Source organism: Paenibacillus dauci, from assembly GCF_000971985.1.
Classification (GTDB): Bacteria; Bacillota; Bacilli; order Paenibacillales; family Paenibacillaceae; genus Saccharibacillus; species Saccharibacillus dauci.
Genome location: NZ_LAQQ01000002.1, coordinates 141,031 through 162,489 on the forward strand (window position 1 = coordinate 141,031; position 21,459 = coordinate 162,489).

Here is a 21,459-nt window from a genome sequence, read left to right on the forward strand (position 1 = left end):
GTTGTGAGAAAGAAGATTACCCTATGGGTTCTTATTGTGCTGCTCATTGTGAGTGGTGGAGCGCTCGGTTACTACTATTGGTACCAGGGAGCGCATTTTGTAAAAACTGATGATGCCCGCATTGCGGCCGATCAGTACAAGGTAATGCCGCAGCTGACAGCCCGGTTGAACCATATTGATGTGGAAGAAGGCGACGTGCTGAAGCAAAACGAGCCGATCGCCGAACAGGATGTATCCGGACTCGATGCCAGTGTGATCAGCAAATCGATTGTACGCGCACCGATCAGCGGAACCGTAATCAAGCTGAATGCCAAAGAGCATGAGATTGCTTCCCCCAGCGCTGCTGTAGCGATCATGGTCGATATGAACAATCTGTATGTAACGACCAATATCGAAGAGACCGATATCAGCCGTATTAAGCTGGGAGCGGTTGTCGATATTACACTGGATGCTGCCGGCGACCAGATGATCCAGGGAAAAGTCCGCAAAGTGGGGCAAGCGTCCAACTCGGTCTTTTCCGTGATTCCGGCGACCAACACCAGTGGTAACTTTAACAAAGTCACCCAGCGTATTCCGGTGGAAATCGCACTGAATGTGCCGGAAGGTATGAAGCTGATCCCGGGCACCAATGTGGAAGTCAAGATTCATACTTCATAAAAGGGGGCGTCGATGTGTCTGCAGAAACTCTAAACGCCGCTCCTGCCGCAACAACCGATAGCCTGACATCCAAAGAACGCTGGTTTGCCTTCTGGTCGATTGTACTGGGTACCTTTGTTGCGGTACTCAATAACAGTCTGATCAACGTCGCTATTCCCCAGCTTACTACGGATCTGGGTTCAACTACGACACGCATTCAGTGGGTTATTACCGGCTATACGCTCGCTTCGGGGATTATCGTACCGATTACCGGATTTATGGAGCAGCGGATCGGCTACAAGAAATTTATGATACTGGCGTTGTCGGTATTTACAATAGGTACACTGATTTGTGCCTTCGCCTGGAATGATATGTCACTGATCGCCGCACGGATTCTCGCAGGTCTTGGCGGCGGACTCATTATGCCGCTCAGTATGACGATCGTCTACAAAATTATGCTGCGTGAACAGATCGGCTTTGCCGTGGGTCTGTGGGGCATAGCGGCAATGGCGGCGCCGGCCATTGGACCGACGCTCAGTGGTTATCTTATTGAGTGGTTTAACTGGCGTTTTCTGTTTATCGCCTGTGTGCCGATTGCCTTGTTCGCTATTCTGATGATCTTCCTGTTAATCAAGGAACCGCCGAAGAACCAGCCGATCAAGTTCGATCTGATAGGCTTCCTGCTATCGGCGACATGTGCAGGCACATTGCTGTATGCACTGTCCAACGGCGCTTCGTCCGGCTGGACGTCGTTCAAGATTGTCGGTCTGCTGTTTATCGCTTTCTGGTCGCTGGTTTTCCTGATTTTTGTGGAGCGCGGCAAGGATAACGCAGTTATCGATATTTCTTTATTCAAAAATTACAAGTTCACGATCAGTGTAGTGGCTTCCAGCTTTGTCATGATGGGCATGATGGGAGGAACCTTCCTGGCACCGCTCTTTTTGCAAAATATTCAATCGTATTCGGCGATCAGCACCGGTCTGATCCTGCTGCCGCAGGCGGTAGCGATGGCGCTAATGATGCCAATCGCAGGCAAGCTGGTGGACAAGATCGGTATCGTACCGCTCTGTCTGTTCGGTCTGACACTGACCAGCGTAATGACCTATCATCTGCACACACTGACTCCGCAGACCTCACGGTTCTGGTTCGAGACGGTCATGGTCGTGCGCGGAATGGGGATCGGTCTCTGCCTGATGCCGCTGTCGACGGTCGGTATGAACGCTATAGCGGAAGAAGTATCCGCCGCCAAAGTAAGCAGTGCCTCAGCAGCATCGAATCTTATTCGTACGCTGGCCGGTTCGATGGCGATCGCCATTTTTACCTTTATCATGCAGAATCGTACAGCCCTGCACAGCCAGCATATCGCTGAATCGGTTACGGCCGAAGGCGGGCAATATCTGCAATCGGTACTCGGCAGCTCCTGGCTGTCCAGCACAACAGGTCTGATCTCGCTGGATGCTGCTTCACGGGGAATTGCCGATACGTTCCTGCTGTCTTCGATTCCGCTGTTCTGCTGTCTGCCGCTGATGCTGCTATTTATCAGCCGGAAAAAGAAGAAAAAAGAAATCGTCATTACCGACGAAGTACCTGCTCAGGCCTGATCGGAGCGATATCTGTCGCGTTATAAAATAAAAATAAAATCGAAATCAGCCATCACAGAAAGAAAGGGAAGCGAGCAATGAGACAAAGAAAATGGGAAGTTACTGCAGCTGCTCTTGTACTGAGCACCACCCTGCTGGCAGGATGCTCTACGGGCAATAACCAAGCGGCGCAGGCTATGAATGTCACCGTCAAGGTAAGCCAGGCCCAAAAGGGGATGCTGGGTCAGGGAAGTATCTATACAGGTACGGTCAACCCTTCGGCGACTGTCAATATCATGCCCAAAATCGCTGGCAAAGTGGATAATGTCACCGTTGATGTCGGTGCTGAGGTTAAACCCGGTCAGGTTCTGTTTCGACTGGATGACGATGATCTGCGCAACAAGCTGAAGATTGCCGAGTCCGATGCCAAGGCGGCACAGGCAGGCGTCAAGACAGCTGAGAGCTCCCGTGAAACGGGCGTCGTCTCCGCATCGTCGGGTCTGGTCAGTTCCAAGAACGGCATTATTTCGTCCAAGAGCGCTATCACCCAGGCTCAAAACGGCATCAACCAGGCTCAGGCTGCAATCAACCAGGCCAATACAGCTGCCAAGCAGGCGCAGACAGCGATCTCTACTGCAGGCAATACCATCAAGCAGACTCAGGAAGCGCTGGCTACCGCCAAGTCTACACTGACACGCACCCAATCGCTAGCAGATAACGGACTGGCGACGCAGGCGCAGCTGGAGCAGGCACAAGCAGCCGTTGTTAGTGCCCAGACGGCGTATGATAATGCAGTCAATGCACGCGCCAACGCCCAGGAACAACTGGAAGCCGCGCGCAATGCCCAGGCGACTGCACAAAAGGGGCTGGCTACCGCACAGTCTGCATATGAGAATGCCAACAGCAGCTATGCCAATGCCAGCGAAGGCTATAACAATGCCCAGCGTCAGCTGGAAGTATCCCAGAGTACCGCTGGTGTCGAAGCGAGCCAGCAAAAGGTATCGCAAGCGCAGGTCAATATCGATATTGCTCGTGATGCACTTGATAACGCGGTCGTCAAATCGCCGATTAACGGCATTGTCGTCACCAAAAATGTAGAAGCAGGCGAAATGGTATCTTCGGCTGCTCCCTCACTGGTTATTGCCAATCTGGATACAGTGAATATCCTGATCTATGTACCTGCAGAAGAGATTAACGGTATTCAAGCCGGTGACCGTGTACAGGTCAATGTAGCGTCCTCCGGTATTGTAGCGAACGGCAAAGTGAAAAATATTAATCCAATGGATGCTGCAGGCAATGGCTATCCAGTTGAAGTAGCAGTTACCAACCCGGGTGGCCAGCTCAAAACAGGAATGCTGGCGGATGTCAGCTTTGTTGGAGATGACGCCAAAGAAGGGATTATTATTCCATCCAAAGCGATCCTCAAAGATGGCAACCAATCCTACGTCTATGTAGCCGTCAAAGGAAAAGCTGTACGCAAACCGGTAACAGTCTCCACCGTTACAGGCTCTCAGGCACTTGTAAGCAAAGGACTGGCAGCCGGAGATCGGGTGATTTCCAATAACCTGGCGCTGCTGGGTGACGATGTCACTATTCAGGTGGCCGCGAATAGTTAAAATTACCAATAATCGTTCAAGACATACTTGATCCAATTGTATCCAAACTCCAGACCCCAGGCGGGTTTGGAGTTTTTGCTATGGGTTATCTATTTCATTTTCATCTAATCGTTGGTAGGAAGATGTTGATTCGGATAACGACGGTAAAAAGCGTCTCGATTACTCCATACATAAAATTAATTATTTATTATGTAAATTATATGTTTTTTTCATGATATTTTGTTTTAAATATACATTATAAACATATTTTTCTAGATCATATACACATAGGAGGCTAGAATCTATTGTCCAATGCCCGGGGTATTCGAAAGTCGATGTTACTGCTATTGTCATTTCTTCTGGTAATCACTTTACCTTCCGGCTTTTTCAGCGGAGCATCTACTGCTTCAGCGGCAACTAATGGTAACTATGCATGGACTCAGCGTTTTCCAGCTACTGTACCTGCAGGTCGTACTGCTCCATTAATGGCGTACAATCCGGCTACAGGAAAAGTACTGATGTTTGGCGGATATGTGGGTGGAAGCACCAATCAGCTTAATGACACCTGGCAGTGGGATGGTACCAACTGGCAGCAGCTGAGCCCAACTAATGTTCCAAACCGTCGCAGCGGTGGCGGTATGGCGTATGACCCTATTTCCCAGCGGATTATTATGTTTGGAGGAGACAGCCCGAGCGGATATCTGGGAGATACCTGGGCATGGACCGGCAGTAACTGGCAGCAATTGAGTCCGGCTCATAACCCTACTCCACGTGGTACACCTTATATGGCGACAGATCAGACTCGTAATAACATCGTTTTGTTTGGTGGTATAACAGGCAGTGGCAGGTCTAATGAAACATGGACATGGAACGGAAGTGACTGGATTATTCAGTCTCCGGCTACTTTACCTTCTGCCCGTAACTTTGGACAGATGACGTATGATCCGGTCAGTGGTAATCTACTGATGTTTGGCGGTAATGCGACATCAGGATATCTCAATGATACCTGGACATGGAACGGTACGAATTGGGCCCAGCAGGCTCCGTCTACAAGTCCTCCTATACGAATGGCTTATGGACTTGCTTATGATGGAGCCAATGTCATTCTGTTTGGTGGAGAGATACCGGGTTCCGGTCAGATGACCGGAGATACCTGGTTTTGGACCGGCAGTACATGGACCCAGCGTAATCTAACCACAAGCGTCCGTGGACATATCGGCATGCTGTATGATCCAACGCATGACCAGATCCTTTCTTTTGGTGGATTTGGTTCATCAGGTGCGATTATTAACGAAACATGGACGCTGCAGGCAGCACCGCTCGTCGCTACAGGAGCGGCTACACTGCTCACTTCCAGATCCGTGCAACTGGCAGGTGAAGTGCAGTTAGAAGGCAAAACTCCTGTTGTGGAAAAAGGTATTGTAGTAACAAGAACAGCTAACAATACCGTAACCAGATATGCCAGTACACAGACGGGAATCGGCGCTTTTACGGTAAAACCAACCAATCTGTTGCCCTCTACCAGTTATACGTATCGGGCATATGCCGTAGATGCGTATGGAACGACTTATGCTGCTCAGACGCAGGCATTTACAACCAACGCGATTCCACCATTGACGCTGGATAGCAATGCTTACAATCTGAAGCTGGGTACTACCCATCAGACAACCGTACAGGCTGTTTATGAGGAGACAGGCGAGCTGTATACCGTAACCAGCGGTGTAACCTTTAGCTCAGCCAATCCGGGTATTGCCTCGGTTAATGCTACAGGTCTGGTTACCGGTAATACTCAGGGCAACACTGTGATTACAGCGGTGTATAACGGCTCCAGCGCCCAAGCAGCCGTCAATGTAACCTATACTCCGCCGGTTATTACGAACCTGTCTACCAATCAGACAGAGTACACATTAAAACAGGGAGATACCCAGCAGACTGTTATTCAGGCCGTTTATGATGACGGATCTGTTAAAACCGTAACCCAGGAAGTCTACTACAGCTCATCCAATCCGAATGTAGCATCTGTCAGAGCAGGTGGATTAATTACAGCTGTCGGCAAAGGTGCTGCCACGATTACAGCTCAGTATGGCGGAAAATCCTTGGGCATCAATGTAACGGTTACAGTTGATCCGGTTGTTACGAACCTGTTTACCAATCAGACAGAGTACACGTTAAAAAAAGGAACGACCCAGCAGACCGTCATTCAGGCTGTCTATGATGATGGCACTGTCAAAACGGTAACGCAGGATGTCTACTACAGCTCATCCAATCCGAATGTAGCATCTGTCAGAGCAGGTGGATTAATTACAGCTGCCGGCAAAGGTACTGCCACGATTACCGCGCAGTATGGTGGCAAGTCCTTGGGTATCAATGTAACGGTTACTGCCGATCCGGTCGTAACAAGCCTGTCTACCGATCGTACCGAGTATACGATCAGACAGAGAGATACCGAGCAGACCGTCATTCAGGCCGTTTACGATGATGGTACAGTTAAAACTATCACGGAAGGCCTGACGTATACATCGTCCAATCCGGGCGTAGCTACTGTAGATGCTAATGGCTTAATTCGAGCAGTCAATGCAGGTACAGCAGCTATTGTAGCGGATTATCAGGGCAAGACAGTCACTATTAATGTTACCGTGACTTCCCGCCGTGACGATGATAACAATAACAGTTCAGGCGGTGGAGGTGGAGGTGGCTCCAATACAACACCAGGCGATACAGGTGGTACTACACCAACTACACCATCCAGTCCAACGACAGAAACGCCACTGGCTGATCCGGTAACCAAAGAGACGATTGCTACTGTGATCCGTGAACAGCAAAACGGAATACCGGTTGTCCGTATCCGTGTAAACAGCAATCAGGCGATTCAGTCTCTGGATAATTCGGATCGTAACCGTCTGGTCATTCCGGCACCAACAGATGTGAGTAACGTGCGTACGGAGCTGGATGGCACTCTCGCCAAATGGCTGGATGATCGCAATGGTACTGTCGAAATACAATCAGAACGGGGACAGTATATTTTGCCAGCCAAGCAGATGAATGTAACCGCACTGACTTCCCAAAATAATACAGCAGCCAATTTGCAGAATCTGCAGTATACCATTACCATTTCGCCAGCAGGAACAGCGCAATCTCAGGGCCTGCAAAGTGCAGCTTCCACGCGTAATGTGAAATTGATCGATGCCACGACCACCAATTTTGGGGTGACCGCGAGTATGGACGGTGCCCAGGTAACGGTACCGAACTTTGAACAATACGCACAGCGTCTGATTCCGCTACCGGAAGGATTCGATCCATCCCGGATTACTACTGGAATTATCTATAACGAAGACCAGTCTTCCTTTATGCATGTACCGACCCGTGTAACGCAAATCGGGGATCGGTATTATGCACAGATTAACAGTCTGGTCAGCAATGGAACCTATGCTTTGATTGAGAATGAAAAAAGCTTTGCCGATGTAGCCAATCACTGGGGACGTACAGCTATTGAAGATATGGCTTCCCGGATGGTGGTTGAAGGGGTTAGCCAGGCATCTTTTGAACCGAACCGCAATATTACCCGTGCGGAATTCGCAGCTGTAGCGGTTCGTGCATTCGGACTGGTGGATCGTCAGGGTGCAGGACGCTCGTTCAGTGATGTAGCCGGCGGAAGCTGGTACCAGGATTATGTCGGTACAGCCGCCGATTATGGTCTGCTCACCGGTTATGCAGATGGTACATTCAAGCCGGATCGTAATATCAGCCGTGAGGAAGCCATTGCGATTCTCGTACGTGCTATACAACTGGCGAATATTGATACCAGCACAGGCAGCAGCGCATCGCTCCAGGCTTACCGTGATGCCAATCAGGTATCCGGCTGGGCATCCAGTGCAGTTGGTTTTGCTGCACAACAGGGTATTGTACAAGGAAATGCAGGTCTGCTGAATACGGACTCTCCGGTAAATCGTGCAGAGACAGCCGCACTGATGGAGCGTATTCTGACCTTTGCCAAACTGATCTAAACGTTTAACAGAACATCTCCCGATCGTCTGTGCCAAAGAGCAGACGATCGGGAGATTTTTTTTGAGCCAAATAGACAGGAGGATAGAAAAGAACCAGTGTGTCGTCCTCTATGCACTGCTGGATAGAAGCAAACAGCCAATACCCGATTTCCATAATGGAGTCCGGGTATTGGCTGTTTGGTGAGGCGATGTATTGAGACGATAGATGAAAACGAGACAAGAACAAAGGATCAGCTATGCAAAAATGGCTCGTTCCGATCTGCCTGATGCAGTGCCTCCACAAGCTGGGCAGCCCGTTTGTAGTGTCCTCGGTTCGCGATCAGATCACGTGCCAGTAGGGCCGCAGCGGACTTGATATGCAGACGGCGGAGATTGTCGCGTATGGCTTCGATATCTCTGGCATGGGCCAGCCCGATCACCCGGCGCATCATCTCACTACCAGCATAACCGACCGCATCCTGGAAAATGCGCAGCAGTTCATCATCCAGATAGCCTGCTGCACCAGCCAATGGCTCCTGATTATCCTGCTGCCAAAGGGTAGTGAATTCGGCAGCAAATACGTCCCATACCGTGGTGATATGAGTCAGCAGTGTCTCCCGGCCATCTTCGCTGCGGGCGAGTGCAGACAGCAGAGTATTGGCGATGAACAGTCCGATATCATATCCCATCGGTCCATAAAAGGCGAACTCCGGATCGATTACCCGGGTCTCTTCCTCACTGGCAAAGATACTGCCGGTATGCAGATCACCATGCAGCAGTGCTTCGGCGGATATCATAAAGTGGCGCTTGAGCTTGGCACCTTCACGCAGCAGCTGCTCATCCTGCCAAATCTGCTCAGCTAGCGGGCGCAACCCTTCTTCTACCACATTGCTCTCATGATCGATTAGCGGGTAGGTGAAGACAAAGTTCTCGGTAATTTTGCACAGCTCTGGATTGTGAAATTGCAGTGCCAGCTCCCGCCGAGTCTCTGCACCCAGCGCATAATCCGAAGTACCGTATAAGGTACGTGCCATGTACTGACCAATATGGGTCGACAGCAGCGGATAGACGGCGCCTTCGGCCAGACCCGTGCGTGCAATGGTTAGATGCGACAGATCTTCCATCACTGTAATCGCATAGTCATTATCCGTATAATACACTTCCGGTACATATTCCGGGGCATAGCGGGCAAAGATTCGCAGCGCTTCGCTCTCCATCCGGGCGCGTTCCAGCGTGAGTGGCCAGCCTTCGCCGATAATGCGTACATAGGGGAGCGCCTGCTTGATAATAACACCTTTGCCTGCCGCCGGTTCAGTCACATGAAAGACCAGATTCAGATTACCGTCACCAATTTCGCGGCAGACTAGCTCAGCATCTGCTGCGAACAGCTGCAGCCGCCGGGCGAGCTGGATCGCAGTCTCTTCGGTTAATGGTTCGTAGATGGAATCAGCAGTTGTGGTCATGGATCATTTGCCTCCTTGGCAGATCAGAATAGAATCACTGTGATACGACTGTACGTATTTCACGGGGAGTAGGAATGTCTCCTGTATCTATACTTTTTGCCGCTTGCGGTGGATAAAGGTAACAGCCAGCGCGAGTACCAACACAGCGCCTTTGATAATATCTGTCGTGTAGTATTCCACATGCAGCATAGTCATCCCGTTGACCAATACGCCCATCAGCACAGCTCCAAAAAAGGTACCGATAATGTTGGGACGTCCAGCACCGAACACCGAATAGCCGACAAAAACGGCAGCGAGCGCATCCATCTGCATCGATGAACCGGCATCAATCTGACCGGAACCGACACGGGCAGCGAAGAGAATTCCGCCAATCGCAGCGAAGATGCCGGAAGCGACATAGGCGAGTGTACGAATACGATTGACCCGCAGTCCGGACAGACGTGCTGCTTCTTCATTACTGCCGGTCATGATCATCTGGCGACCACCACGCGTATATTTGAAAAATAAATGCATGGCAACGATGGCGACCAGCATCAGGATAACCGGAAACGGAATACCGAGCAGCCGGCCCTGTCCGATCCAGAGAAAGGAGTCCAGCATGACGCCGGGCGCCTTGGTTCCATCCTGGAACTGCATATTGTTGTAGATGGAATAGCCTTTGGTATACGTGCGATGAATTCCGCTGACAATGTACATGACAGCCAGTGTCGCCAGCAGATCGGGAATACGGATCTTGACGATCAGCAGCGAGTTGAGCAGTCCGACGAGTGCGCCGATAATCAGCGGTACAATCAGGACCAGAATCAGCGGCATCTGATGCCAGACCATCATCGCAGCGACGACGACGGTTGTAAGCGAGACCGTTGAGCCTGCCGACAGGTCAAAGCCATCTACAGTCAGCGAGATGGTAATACCAATCGCCACGAAGGTAACAATAGAGATCGAACGCAAAATATCGGTAATATTGTTATAGGTGAAAAAGTGCTGATTATACAAAGAGAAGAAGACAAGCACCAGACCGATAAAGATCAGGGCACCGTAGCGATATGAGAATTGGGCAATCTGATATTTCATACAAGTTCCTCCCGGCCTGCGCTGGCATGATATAACAGATCCTGCTGTGAAGCTTCACCATAAGCGAAAGAGCGGGTGATCCGGCCATCGCACATCACGAGGATACGGTCCGCCAGACCAAGCGCTTCATCAAATTCGCAGGTTAGATATAATATTCCTTTGCCCTGCTGGGCAAGATTGCCGATTACGTTGAAAATATCGCGTTTGGCTCCGATATCGACGCCTTTGGTCGGTTCATCTAGAATGAAGATATCGGCATTGGTCTCCATCCATTTACCGATGGCGACCTTCTGCTGATTACCGCCGCTCAGGTATCCGGTCAGCTGCTGTCCGGATGATGTCTTGATTCCGAGCGAGGAGATTAGCCCTTCGCCCAGTTTGCGCTCCGCTCTGCCGGAAATGATGCCGAGTGAAGTGATCGACTGCAGCAGCGGCAGACTCAGATTATGCAGAACGGATTCCTTGACCAGAATGCCTTCCTTGCGCCGCTCCTCCGGAACGAGTACCATTCCGGACTGGATCGCCTGATGCGGATTGCGTGCCCGAACCGGACGTCCATTCAGCTCGACAGTGCCGCGCTCCGGCTGCTCGGCTCCGAACAGCAGCTTGGACAGTTCGGTCTTGCCGGCGCCGACGAGTCCGACCACCGCGACAATCTCACCGCGGCATACGTCCAGACTGACATCCTGCACATGACGACCAGCAGCCAGATGGCTGACAGTCAGCAGCGGTTCACCGATTTCAGTGAATACTTTGGGATATTCTTCTTCAAAAGCACGTCCCAGCATAGTATGTACAACTTCTCCGGGATTGGTCTCTGCTACAGGTACGGTACTGACCCGGCGTCCATCGCGCATGACCGTAATACGGTCGCATACCCGGAAAATCTCGGGCAGCCGGTGGGAAATAAAGATAACTCCGATCCCCTGAGCTTTGAGTCCCTGCATAATGCCAAACAGCCGCTCCGCTTCTTCGATACTGAGTGGAGCTGTCGGTTCATCGAGAATAACAAAGCGTGCTTTCTCCGCCATGACGCGAGCGATCAGCACCAGCTGTTTTTCTGCCAGTGACAGTTCACTGACCTGACGCCGCGCAGAGATGGCAAAGCCGAGTCTGCTCAATATTTCTTCCGCATCCCGGTACAGGGATTTCCAGTTCAGAATCGGACTGCCTTTGGAGCTGGTCAGCCGGTGCAGCAGAATATTCTCGGCCACCGACAGCTGGGGAATCAGCGAAGTGTCGACTTCCTGATACACACACTGGATACCGGCTTCTTTGGCGGCTGCCGGGGAGTTCAGCTGCACGGGTTGACCGTCGATCGTAATACGGCCACGGTCGGCGGTGTAGGCGCCGGATAATATTTTCATCAGTGTACTTTTGCCGGCACCATTGGCGCCCAGCAGCGCATGGATCTCGCCGCTGTGTAGACTGAAATCTACATTTTCGAGTGCCGGAACACCGGCGAATGATTTGTAGATTTCCTTCATATGCAGATGATTATCGGTAGAAGCTGTGGAGGTCGTCATGCAGATGCTCCTTTCTGTGGCGTCTGCCGGAAGGGCAGGCAGTCCTGTGATCCAAATGGACAAGATGGTAAAACAGTATCCACCAGCATGCAGAGGCACACTGGTGGATACTGGGTTTCCGTCTGTTACATGCATGTTCAAGACGAAGTGATTAGCAGGGCAGATCGCTGGTTATTTGCCGGCAGCTATTGCTTTCTCCAGTGCTTTGAGTTCGTCGGTATTACCCTGGTCGCTGTCTCCCCAGCCTTTGACATACTCGCCGAGGTCAGCCGTAGTTACTTTTTTGTCTTTGGGCAGATCATCGCGCTGTACATAGACCGGCTCCAGCTCGACGCGTTGATCGGATGTGTTGCCACCAAACTTCTGATACAGATATCGTACCTGTACGCGGCCGATGGTCGTCGGATCAACGGCTGCAGAGGCTACCCATGGACTGGATGGGTCCTGAATCATGCTGAGGTCTTCATCACTGAGGTCGATACCGTATACTTTGATATCATTGCGACCTGCCTGTTTGATTGCGTTGGAGGCGCCTTTGGCAAATTCATCCCATGAAGCCCATACCGCAGTAATATCGCCTTTGTTGGGATACTGTTTGAGGATGGCTTCCATCTGGGTCTGTGCATCGAGCTGTGCATTATCCGCTGTACCAAAAGCAGCAATTTCCTTGATATCCGGATACTTGCCCTGGAACGTCTTGTAGGAAATCTGACGGGATTCCATCGGCGGGAAGCCGGCTACCCAGATTTTGACGATGTTACCTTTACCGCCAGCGTCCTTGGCGAGTTGATCCAGTGTCAGTTCGGCCATCTTCTGGTCGTTCTGTGCAAGACTGGTGACGCCCGGAATACCATCCAGTGCCGAGTCAAAAGCAATGACCGGGATGTTGGCCTGGACAGCCTTTTGCACGCCTGCTGTCAGTGCTCCTGCATCACCATGGTCAATCAGGATACCGTCAAATTGTCCCTGATTCACGGCTGCATCGAGCGAGGAAGCCATTTTGCTGAGATCATTATCCGCAGAGATAACGGTCACGTTGCCACCATATTTGGCGACCTGACTTTTGACCCCGTCTATGTACTGGGCAGAGAATGTACCATTGTTCAGACGCATAATCAGAGCGATATTTTTACCGGCGAGTGGCTGATCCGAGGCTGCATCAGCATTTCCGGATGCGTTGTTACCTGTCGAATTATTTCCGCATGCGCCCAGTATCACCGCGAATACAAGCAGAATGGAGAGCAAACTTATGGACTTCAGACGTCTTCTCATTTTCTTTTCCCCCTGTACGTGAATGCTTTAATGCTTTAAACGGCTTGATAATATTAAAATTTAATATAGAAGTTAAAACCAAGTATGTCAATTGGTTTTATTAAAATAAATAATTTGGAATTGAAATGTGCAAGAAATGGGATGGATATATGTATATTAATGGAATAAATGTATGATTGAGTTGTGTAGATTCTGCCTGTTTATATATTAAATAAGGAGATGATACATATGAAGAAAATAACGATCGTCAAAGCTGTAGTCATGGGTCCTAGGCCACAGATTTATCAGTACGACAAAGGATGGTTTTTCAAGAAGTCTCTTTCCCGGACAATGGAGGAGAATCTGAGCGAGGAGATTCGCAGACATCAGCTGGATTATGTCATGGAGATTGACCAGGACTTTCTTTTCCTGGATGAGCTGTTGGAGCAGGGAAGTGACTTTATTCTGATCTCGCCGTATGTGAGTACATTTATTAATTTCAACGATATACCAAAAGACAAATTTTATATTATGACACCGGAAGAGTTCGATCAGGGACAGACTTCACATATTATGGAGATTCTGCAGCAGCGCCTGCCCGTATAACGGGTAGGTTTTTTTGTTCATTCGCATTATTGCTGCCTGGAGAATAGAGTGCTTACTATTGTAAAGATCATCTAATGTGTCAATCATCCGAAAAGTATATATACAGCAAAAAGGATGCAGCTGCCTTTCCTGTGAAGAAAGAAGCTGCATCCTGATCTTATATTTAATCGATATAGTTAAGCGTTAAGCTTGGGCAAATGTCTGCTTCAATTGTTCAGCCATAAGCTGCCAGGCTTCTTCGGCATGGGCTGGTGTACCGTTATGAGTAAAGCCGTGAGCTTCACCGGGGTAATCGCGATAAGTGACCGGTACGCCGGACTCACGTAGCATCTCTGCATACCGGGCTGCCTCTGCGGCAAGAGAATCGCGGCCCGCCGTAATAATGAGTGCAGGCGGCAGTCCGGTCAGTTGCGAAGAGGAAGCGAGTACAGGCGAAGCCAGTGGGTTACGAGCATCAGTAGCATTGTCAAAATACATTGCATTGAACATGCGAGCCATATCTACCGGAATTGCTTCCTCAAAAGAAGGCTTGTCTGCCGGATCGGTATCCAGATCAAGTGGTGGATAGTCGAGAATCTGATAGGCGATCGGCAGCTCGCTGCCTTTTTGCAGATTAAGCAGACATACGGCAGCTGACAGATTGCCTCCGGCGCTGTGTCCACCAATTGCGAGTCTGGAGCCGTCTCCGTCCCATTCAGAGGCGCATGCTGCATGATCCACTGTGCGACTTCATAGCACTGATAGACCGCAGCAGGGAAAGGATATTCCGGTGCCAGTACATATTCCACATTGAACACCATACAGCCGGACAGATCGGCAACGTAGGCGCACCACGGATCATCCATCTCCGGCGTGCCGAGTACAAAGCCGCCTCCATGCAGATTGATAAATACCGGCGCAGGTTTTGCTGCATGCAGTGGAACATAGACATGCGTGCGTGCTTCTCCATAGGAGGTTGGAATCCGGATTTCATGGCGCTGTGCTGCCGGTGTACCCGGTGGGGTCAGTGTGCCTCCATCAACCTGTGTAAACTGCTGCTGACGGATCTTGCGAATTATCTCCAATTGTTGTTCTTTCATCGGTATCACTCCATTTCGGGTCAAATGTCATTCGTAACTGTTACATAGGGAACATTGGGATTGTCCTGTATTGTAAATAGTCAAACATTCGAACCTGAAGGCATCCTCCATCTATTCAAATTCATTCTATTCGTCGCTTCATGTTCGTATCGTTTGTTGGTTGCAGGTCAATCATAGATTGACCTGTACTTTATAATTGTAAGCGGATTTACATATCAATTCAAATAGGGGTAATACCGGTTGTTCATTTGCACAATGAATTTCGTCCTTCTATCAATATCTTTAAGCGCTTACTCTCACTATAATGAAAGCGTGTTCAAATAGTTGGCAGGGGGATGCACGGTATGGATGGATTAGTGATTAGCTGGATCGGTGCGCTGGCAGGACTGGCGCTGGCGATTGTTTTGATTTTACGTAAATTAAATCCAGTCTACGCATTGTTTCTCGGTGCGATCGTAGGTGCGCTGCTGGGCGGAGCGAATCTGGTACAGACTGTAGATGTTCTTGTAAGCGGTACCCAAAGTGTAATGGGAACGGTGCTGCGGGTACTGGCAGCCGGTGTGCTGGCTGGAGTCATGATGGAATCGGGAGCTGCCGAGACGATTGCACAGTCGATTGTCCGCAAATTCGGAGGCAGCAAAGCAATACTGGCATTGGCGCTGGCGACGATGATTATTACAGCAGTTGGCGTATTTATCCCGGTCGCTGTGTTGATCGTGGCACCTATCGCCCTGTCGGTCGGTAACAAGATGGGTGTGTCCAAGCTGGCGCTGCTGGTTGCTTTATCCGGCGGTGGCAAGGCAGGCAATATCATTTCTCCCAATCCGAATACAATCGCAGCGGCGCGGGGATTCAATCTGGAACTGAGCCATGTGATGCTGGCGGGATTCGTTCCTGCGGTATGCGGACTGATAGTAGCCGTATTACTCGCTTCCATGCTCAAAAATAAAGGCGTGATGGTAACCGATCAGGAAGCGGATAACGGCGATACGGATACTTCGCATTATCCACCACTTGGCAAAGCCATTGTCGCTCCGCTGGTTGCCGTTATTCTGCTGATGATCAATCCGATCGGCTCCATTACGGGAATCGGCTTCCTCTCGACCTTTAAGGTAGATGCGATGTATATTCTGCCGATTGCCGGTATTATCGGAATGCTGGCGATGGGGCAGGCGAAGAATATCGTGAAATACACGACAGCAGGACTGAATAAAATGACAGCGACGGTGCTGATTCTGATCGGTGCCGGTGGTATTGCCGGTCTGATCTCGGCATCCGATCTGTCGGTACAGGTAGTAGCACTGATCGAAGCATCCGGAATCTCGGGTACGTTCCTTGCTCCGATCTCCGGTATTCTGATGGCAGCGGCGACCGCTTCTACATCGACCGGTGTTATTCTGGCGACGGGTTCCTTTGGCGAGGCGATTCTGAATATGGGTACGGCTCCACTGGCTGCTGCCGTTATGGTACATACCGGAGCGACTGTGATTGATTCCCTGCCGCAGGGAAATTATTTCCATGTGACAGCAGACAGCATGAAGATGAGCATCAAACAGCGGATGGGTGTTGTTCCGTACGAAGTCATGGTTGGCGGTACGATGACTATTGTGGCAACGATTATGTATGGATTCCTGCTGTAATCTACTATTTTCGAACGGGGTGGAGAGATGAGAGAGAAGACATTTGTACTGGCACCGGATTCATTCAAAGAAAGCATGACAGCCAAGGAAGTCTGCGTGGCGATGGAAAAAGGGCTGCGCCGGGTCTATCCGGCGGCACAGTATATTCATGTACCGATGGCAGACGGCGGTGAGGGCACTGTACAATCGCTGGTGGATGCTTCCGGCGGACAGATGCGCCAGCTGGAAGTGACGGGTCCGCTTGGTCAGCCGGTATTGGCGCAGTACGGTATTCTTGGCGATGGAACGACAGCAGCGATCGAAATGGCTTCAGCAAGTGGCATTCAGCTGGTGAGCAGGGAACAGCGCAATCCACTGCTGACTACCACCTATGGTACCGGCGAGTTGATCCGTGCCTGTCTCGATCAGGGGATTCGCAAGCTGATTATCGGAATTGGTGGCAGTGCTACCAATGATGGAGGAGCCGGCATGGCGCAGGCGCTTGGTGCGCGGCTGCTCGATGAACAGGGGCAGGAGCTGCCACGTGGTGGTGGTGCGTTGAGTCTTCTGGCGCGAATAGATACTGAACAGCTGGATGCCCGGCTGCAGCAGGTAGAGATGATCGTCGCTTGCGATGTAACCAATCCGCTGTGCGGCAAGCAGGGAGCCTCTGCCGTATTTGGACCGCAAAAAGGCGCTACACCGGACATGGTGCAGGAGCTGGACACTGCACTGGAGCATTATGCAGATATCATCTCGTCACAGCTGGACAGGGAAGTACGCCATATTCCCGGTGCAGGTGCAGCCGGCGGACTGGGTGCAGGTCTGCTGACTTTTACACGGACTACACTGCGCCGGGGGATCGAGATCGTGATTGAATATACAGGACTCCGGGAGAAGCTGAGCGAAGCGGATATTGTATTTACCGGAGAAGGCGGAATGGATTTTCAGACCAAATTCGGCAAAACCCCGCATGGCGTCGCCGCTGCTGCCAAAGCAGCAGGCAAACCGGTTATCGCCGTGACCGGCTATATGGGCGAAGGAATCGAGACATTGTACGATGAAGGGATTAATGCGATTTTTGGTATTGTACCAAAAGCGGCAGTCCTGGAAGAGCTGCTGGAACAGGGACCGTACAATGTAGAGCGTACGATGGAGAATATAGCACGATTGCTTCATTTGCAGGATTAGTCGCCTGCCCATAGAGATGATCATCCTGTAGAGATTCCAGGGCAACGCTGCATTCAGTATCGAACTAACTACAAAAAGACCTATATTTTCTCCAGCGTTCCACACGCAAGGCAGGAGAGAATATAGGTCTTATTTGCCGATCTGGAAGCAGATGATATACAACGTCTGCTAATTGCCGATCTGTATGCCTTTGATACGTGTTCCACGTACTGAATCAGAAGTGTATGGACAGTAGTCCATGAGTCAGCTCGATCAGTTCCAGCAGATGGCGCGGGTCTTTGCCGGTAAGCGTATGGATTCGCTTTAGCCGATACTGCAGGGTATTACGATGAATATTCAGATCAAGAGCCGTATCATGAATACTGCCGTTATGGAAAATAAAACTCCGCAGTGTATCCAGCAGATCAGCGGTATCTTCCAGCCTGGCAGCGGCATTGGACAGCGGCGACAGTGGAGCCTGGCTGAACCTTACCAGAAACTGAACATCATCATAACAGGCTGTTCGCGAAGGCGGACGCAAAGCGAGCAGGATCTGCATCGTATCACGAGCCTGTAGATAGCTGTTGGCAATACTGCTGTCCAGTCGTCCGGCTGCGATAAAAGCCTCCGGCTGATCCTGCAAAAAGCGCTGCATAATCGGCAGCAGTTCCTCCTGGTTCTGTATCATAACGACAAAGGAGCCTTGTTGTTCATGTATCCGAAAAGAAGGAAACAGCAGCAGCAATCTGCCGGTGTGCTCATTCAGCTGCAGTCCATGGATATACAGCACAGCCGTCTGCAGCAGCAGATCCAGCTGGTACACCGAAGCTTCCCGGCGCAGCTTTTGCGGATAGGAAGAGCCGCGATATTCCAGCAGCGTATCCAGAAAAGCCTTTTTGCGGCTGGCTTCATGAGCGAGGCTCTCGAGTCTGCTACGCTGCTCGATCAGCAGTGATACGGTCGTCCGCACCAGATTGCAGAATGGCCGCACTTCATCGGGCTCTCCGGTAATGCCAATCACACCGATATACTGCCCATCGATCACGATAGGCTCGTTGGTCCCTTTTTGCTCCAAGCGACCGTCTTGCCAGACCTCTATACGCTGACCGGTAGCAAGTGCTTCGACCGCACCGGGATGAATCGTACCGATCCGATGAGTGCTGCCGCTGCCGATAATAACGCCCTGTTCATTCATAATATTGATGTTGTACGGAATATCGAGCATCATTTTGTCGACGATATCCTGTGCTTGTTTCTCTGAGAGTCTGTACATGTACTTCCTCCTGTGCCTGCACATTCCATCTGTATTAACGGCTGCTAAAAGCGACCTTCAGTCCGATCAGTGCAAAGAGGGCACCCTGCATCATATTGATTTTGCGGGAAATGCGAGGCTTCTTGATCAGCCATTTGCGCACGCGGTCTGCACATACGCTCACTATCGTAAACAGGATCAGTGCCTGAATCATAAAAACAAAACCCAATACCAGCATCTGCAGCGGCACATAGCCTGCCTGCTGATTAACAAAAGGCGGCAGCAGCGCGAGGAAAAATAACGATACTTTGGGATTTAGAGCACTCATGACAATGCCGCGGCGGTATAAGGTGCCAAATTGGAGAGCAGGCAGCTGTCCACTATCTACCAGCAGTTCTTCATCCCGTGCACGGAACGATTTCCAGGCGAGATACAGCAGATAGGCGGCACCTGCATATTTGACGATATTAAAAGCCAGTGCCGATTGGTAAATGAGTGCCGATATGCCGAGTGTAGCTGCAGTAATATGTACGAGCAGTCCGGTACAAAGACCGAGGGTAGTAGCAATCCCAGCCTTTCTCCCATGAGCGATACTCTGGGCCAGTACAAACATGTTGTCCGGTCCCGGCAGCAGTGTCAGCAGTACCGCTGTGCCGAGAAAGGATAAAACCGATAACAGATCCATTCGCTTCATCTCCCTGCATTCCATAGTCATACGTTATGGAATCATAATATGTCTGTATTCTAGCAAAGAAATACAGACAACCGGAAGCAAGAAATGCACACATCTCCAACCTTTTGCGATAATAAGCTGGAGAAGAATGAATTAACTGCGATTTGATGCGACTGAATCGGCAAAACGGATAACATAACAAAAAGCAGTCTGATCAGACTGCTTTCGTTAATGCAGCAAAGCTGCTATATATGAAATGGCTCTGGCAGGAGCGTATTTTCATTTTGTGGAACAGGGCAGGAGCGTATTTTCATTTTGTGGAACAGGACAGGAGCGTGTTCTTATTTTTGTGGAACAGTCAGCTGGTAGCCGGCAGGCAGCAGGTTGTTGGCAGCAACCAGTTCGTCTACAGTCACACCGTATTGAGCAGCGATTTCAGTCAGGCTGGCACCTTGTGGAACGACTACGAGAATATCCTGTTTGGTAGCATCTGTAGACGGTGCAGCATTATTTTCCGGTTGAGTTGTAGTAACTTCTTCCGGAGTACCGAACAGTGCGTTAAATTGTTCTGCCTGAGCAGCCAGGAAAGCAGCATTATTAGCGCGATCTTCTGCGCGGTCTTTATTTTTCTCATGAGCGGATTGAGTACTGGATGCAGCAAATGCATGGCTGCCTCCGATTGGTGCGACAACAGCTACAGCTCCCAGGCTGGCGGCTAAAGCAGTGGACAACATTACTTTTTGAATAGTGGTTTTCATGATAACAATCTCCTCTTATTTAAATTATTTTTTGTAGTTAGTTACGTTTAATAACCTTATATACTTATAATATTACTAAATTAAGATAATTACAAGTCTATTTAAAAACTTTTTTTGATTTATTTCAGAATATTTTCAAAAATAACTTTGTACAGCAGAAATAGCCCTTATCGAGGATAAGGGCATGTATTTCATGCTTGGATAGTCTATTCACATAAAATCATATACATAACGGATCACATGAAAGAATACGGGAGCCGTATAAGTCAGACTATCGACCCGGCTGAGGTAGCTTTCTTTGAGCGCTTCGGCACGGTCACTGTCGCCAATCAACAAATCACGCTTCAATACGGAGATGGTCAGACTACCAAAGAACCCTGCCAGACTAACCAGCATACCGATGATCAGGGCAAATTGTGAACCAAATGGTGTCAGATACGGATGGGCCAGATAAGAGACAGCTGTCGTTACCACAAAGGCACAGATGAATCCTTCCCATGTAATATGCGGATTGGCTGTCGGCACGATTTTCCTTTTCCCTATGTACATGGAGGCGAGGTAGTGAATCACGTCGTTCAGCTGGGTGAGCAGCACGAGGAACAGTACCAGCCCCCCGCCATACGCCGGCGTCGCGAATGGAAAGTAGGCCAGATGGCTAAGTCCGAACACCATCAGCATGAGTCCCCACTGGGTTGAGCTAACACTGCGCAGGAACCCACCGGTCCCTTTGTTAATCAGCCTTGGCAGCGGCAGCAGCAGGAATACATAGATGGGGATAAAGACGATAAACATCCCGTACCAGCCAATGTAGATCCAGTAAAATTGCAGTGGGATCGCCAGGTAGGCCCATAGAAACAGCCGCCGATCAGCCTTGCGCGTGCGAATCATGGAAAAGTATTCCTTGAGTGCAAAAAAGGTCAGTGCCATCAGCGATAGCAGCGAGACGATCGGATTAAACAGTGTTGCCAGACAAAAGATAAAGAACATGCCCCACCAGGTTTTGATCCGGGTGCCGATCACTTTGTAATCCCGGTCCGGCTGAAGCTTGATCACGATCAGATAGACGATTTGCAAAATAAATAAAGCCGCAAAAACCAGAATTAACGTAAATAACGAACCGCTCACAACCGATCACCAACCTGTCTTGAATTCGACTCCCAACACAGGAATCATATGTTATTATGAAGGAATAAT

Annotated in this window: 16 protein-coding genes and 1 pseudogene; 7 read left to right on the top strand and 10 right to left on the bottom strand. The window is 50.1% G+C overall.

Annotated elements, in window-relative coordinates:
- Positions 1-3 precede the first annotated feature (3 nt).
- The 4 genes from WH46_RS14960 to WH46_RS14975 all read left to right on the top strand — a co-directional run bounded on the left by WH46_RS14960 (position 4) and on the right by WH46_RS14975 (position 7,815).
- On the top strand, positions 4-657 hold the full coding sequence (locus WH46_RS14960; RefSeq protein WP_046227357.1) for an HlyD family secretion protein: 654 nt from the start codon (positions 4-6) through the stop codon (positions 655-657).
- A gap of 14 nt (positions 658-671) precedes the next feature.
- The gene (locus WH46_RS14965) at positions 672-2,237 is read left to right on the top strand and encodes a DHA2 family efflux MFS transporter permease subunit (protein WP_046227358.1); all 1,566 of its coding nucleotides are present in this window, start codon (positions 672-674) and stop codon (positions 2,235-2,237) included.
- A 77-nt stretch (positions 2,238-2,314) separates the two neighbouring features.
- Positions 2,315-3,832 carry an efflux RND transporter periplasmic adaptor subunit gene (locus WH46_RS14970; RefSeq protein WP_046227359.1) on the top strand — a complete coding sequence of 506 codons (1,518 nt, stop codon included), beginning with the start codon at positions 2,315-2,317 and terminating at the stop codon, positions 3,830-3,832.
- Between the two features lie 284 nt (positions 3,833-4,116).
- On the top strand, positions 4,117-7,815 hold the full coding sequence (locus tag WH46_RS14975; RefSeq protein WP_046227360.1) for an S-layer homology domain-containing protein: 3,699 nt from the start codon (positions 4,117-4,119) through the stop codon (positions 7,813-7,815).
- A gap of 230 nt (positions 7,816-8,045) precedes the next feature.
- Here the strand turns inward: WH46_RS14975 and mtnK are convergent, their stop codons facing one another.
- The 4 genes from mtnK to WH46_RS14995 all read right to left on the bottom strand — a co-directional run bounded on the left by mtnK (position 8,046) and on the right by WH46_RS14995 (position 13,129).
- Positions 8,046-9,257 (bottom strand): S-methyl-5-thioribose kinase, encoded by a 1,212-nt coding sequence (gene mtnK / locus WH46_RS14980; protein ID WP_046227361.1) that lies wholly within the window; start codon positions 9,255-9,257, stop codon positions 8,046-8,048.
- An 87-nt stretch (positions 9,258-9,344) separates the two neighbouring features.
- Entirely contained in the window at positions 9,345-10,331 is a 987-nt protein-coding gene (locus WH46_RS14985; RefSeq protein WP_046227362.1) for an ABC transporter permease, read from the bottom strand.
- Complete coding sequence (locus WH46_RS14990) at positions 10,328-11,857, bottom strand: sugar ABC transporter ATP-binding protein (RefSeq protein ID WP_046227363.1); 1,530 nt, start codon at positions 11,855-11,857, stop codon at positions 10,328-10,330. Before WH46_RS14990 ends, WH46_RS14985 begins: the two co-directional genes overlap by 4 nt.
- Before the next feature lie 171 nt (positions 11,858-12,028).
- Positions 12,029-13,129, bottom strand: a complete 1,101-nt coding sequence (locus WH46_RS14995) for a sugar ABC transporter substrate-binding protein (protein ID WP_017813320.1) — start codon at positions 13,127-13,129, stop codon at positions 12,029-12,031.
- A gap of 228 nt (positions 13,130-13,357) precedes the next feature.
- On the opposite strand from WH46_RS14995, the gene WH46_RS15000 reads away from it, so the two are divergent.
- Complete coding sequence (locus WH46_RS15000; RefSeq protein WP_046227364.1) at positions 13,358-13,714, top strand: hypothetical protein; 357 nt, start codon at positions 13,358-13,360, stop codon at positions 13,712-13,714.
- Positions 13,715-13,897: 183 nt separating this feature from the next.
- Here the strand turns inward: WH46_RS15000 and WH46_RS15005 are convergent, their stop codons facing one another.
- Positions 13,898-14,434 carry an alpha/beta hydrolase fold domain-containing protein gene (locus WH46_RS15005; RefSeq protein WP_269430624.1) on the bottom strand — a complete coding sequence of 179 codons (537 nt, stop codon included), beginning with the start codon at positions 14,432-14,434 and terminating at the stop codon, positions 13,898-13,900.
- Between the two features lie 38 nt (positions 14,435-14,472).
- A pseudogene (locus WH46_RS24555) lies at positions 14,473-14,793 on the bottom strand (alpha/beta hydrolase); the annotation flags it as partial.
- A gap of 344 nt (positions 14,794-15,137) precedes the next feature.
- Here WH46_RS24555 and WH46_RS15010 point away from each other — a divergent pair.
- Complete coding sequence (locus WH46_RS15010; protein WP_017813323.1) at positions 15,138-16,433, top strand: GntP family permease; 1,296 nt, start codon at positions 15,138-15,140, stop codon at positions 16,431-16,433.
- A 27-nt stretch (positions 16,434-16,460) separates the two neighbouring features.
- On the top strand, positions 16,461-17,603 hold the full coding sequence (locus WH46_RS15015; protein ID WP_046227365.1) for a glycerate kinase family protein: 1,143 nt from the start codon (positions 16,461-16,463) through the stop codon (positions 17,601-17,603).
- Positions 17,604-17,817: 214 nt separating this feature from the next.
- Here the strand turns inward: WH46_RS15015 and WH46_RS15020 are convergent, their stop codons facing one another.
- From WH46_RS15020 to WH46_RS15035, 4 genes are all read right to left on the bottom strand, one after another.
- Positions 17,818-18,855: a CdaR family transcriptional regulator gene (locus WH46_RS15020; RefSeq protein ID WP_046227366.1), complete on the bottom strand. Its 1,038-nt coding sequence runs from the start codon at positions 18,853-18,855 to the stop codon at positions 17,818-17,820.
- 34 nt (positions 18,856-18,889) lie between these two features.
- On the bottom strand, positions 18,890-19,519 hold the full coding sequence (locus tag WH46_RS15025) for a LysE family translocator (RefSeq protein ID WP_046227367.1): 630 nt from the start codon (positions 19,517-19,519) through the stop codon (positions 18,890-18,892).
- Positions 19,520-19,848: 329 nt separating this feature from the next.
- Entirely contained in the window at positions 19,849-20,265 is a 417-nt protein-coding gene (locus tag WH46_RS15030) for a LysM peptidoglycan-binding domain-containing protein (RefSeq protein ID WP_046227368.1), read from the bottom strand.
- Positions 20,266-20,475: 210 nt separating this feature from the next.
- Positions 20,476-21,390, bottom strand: coding sequence for a phosphatidate cytidylyltransferase (locus WH46_RS15035; protein WP_046227369.1), 915 nt, complete (start codon positions 21,388-21,390; stop codon positions 20,476-20,478).
- Positions 21,391-21,459: the final 69 nt, after the last annotated feature.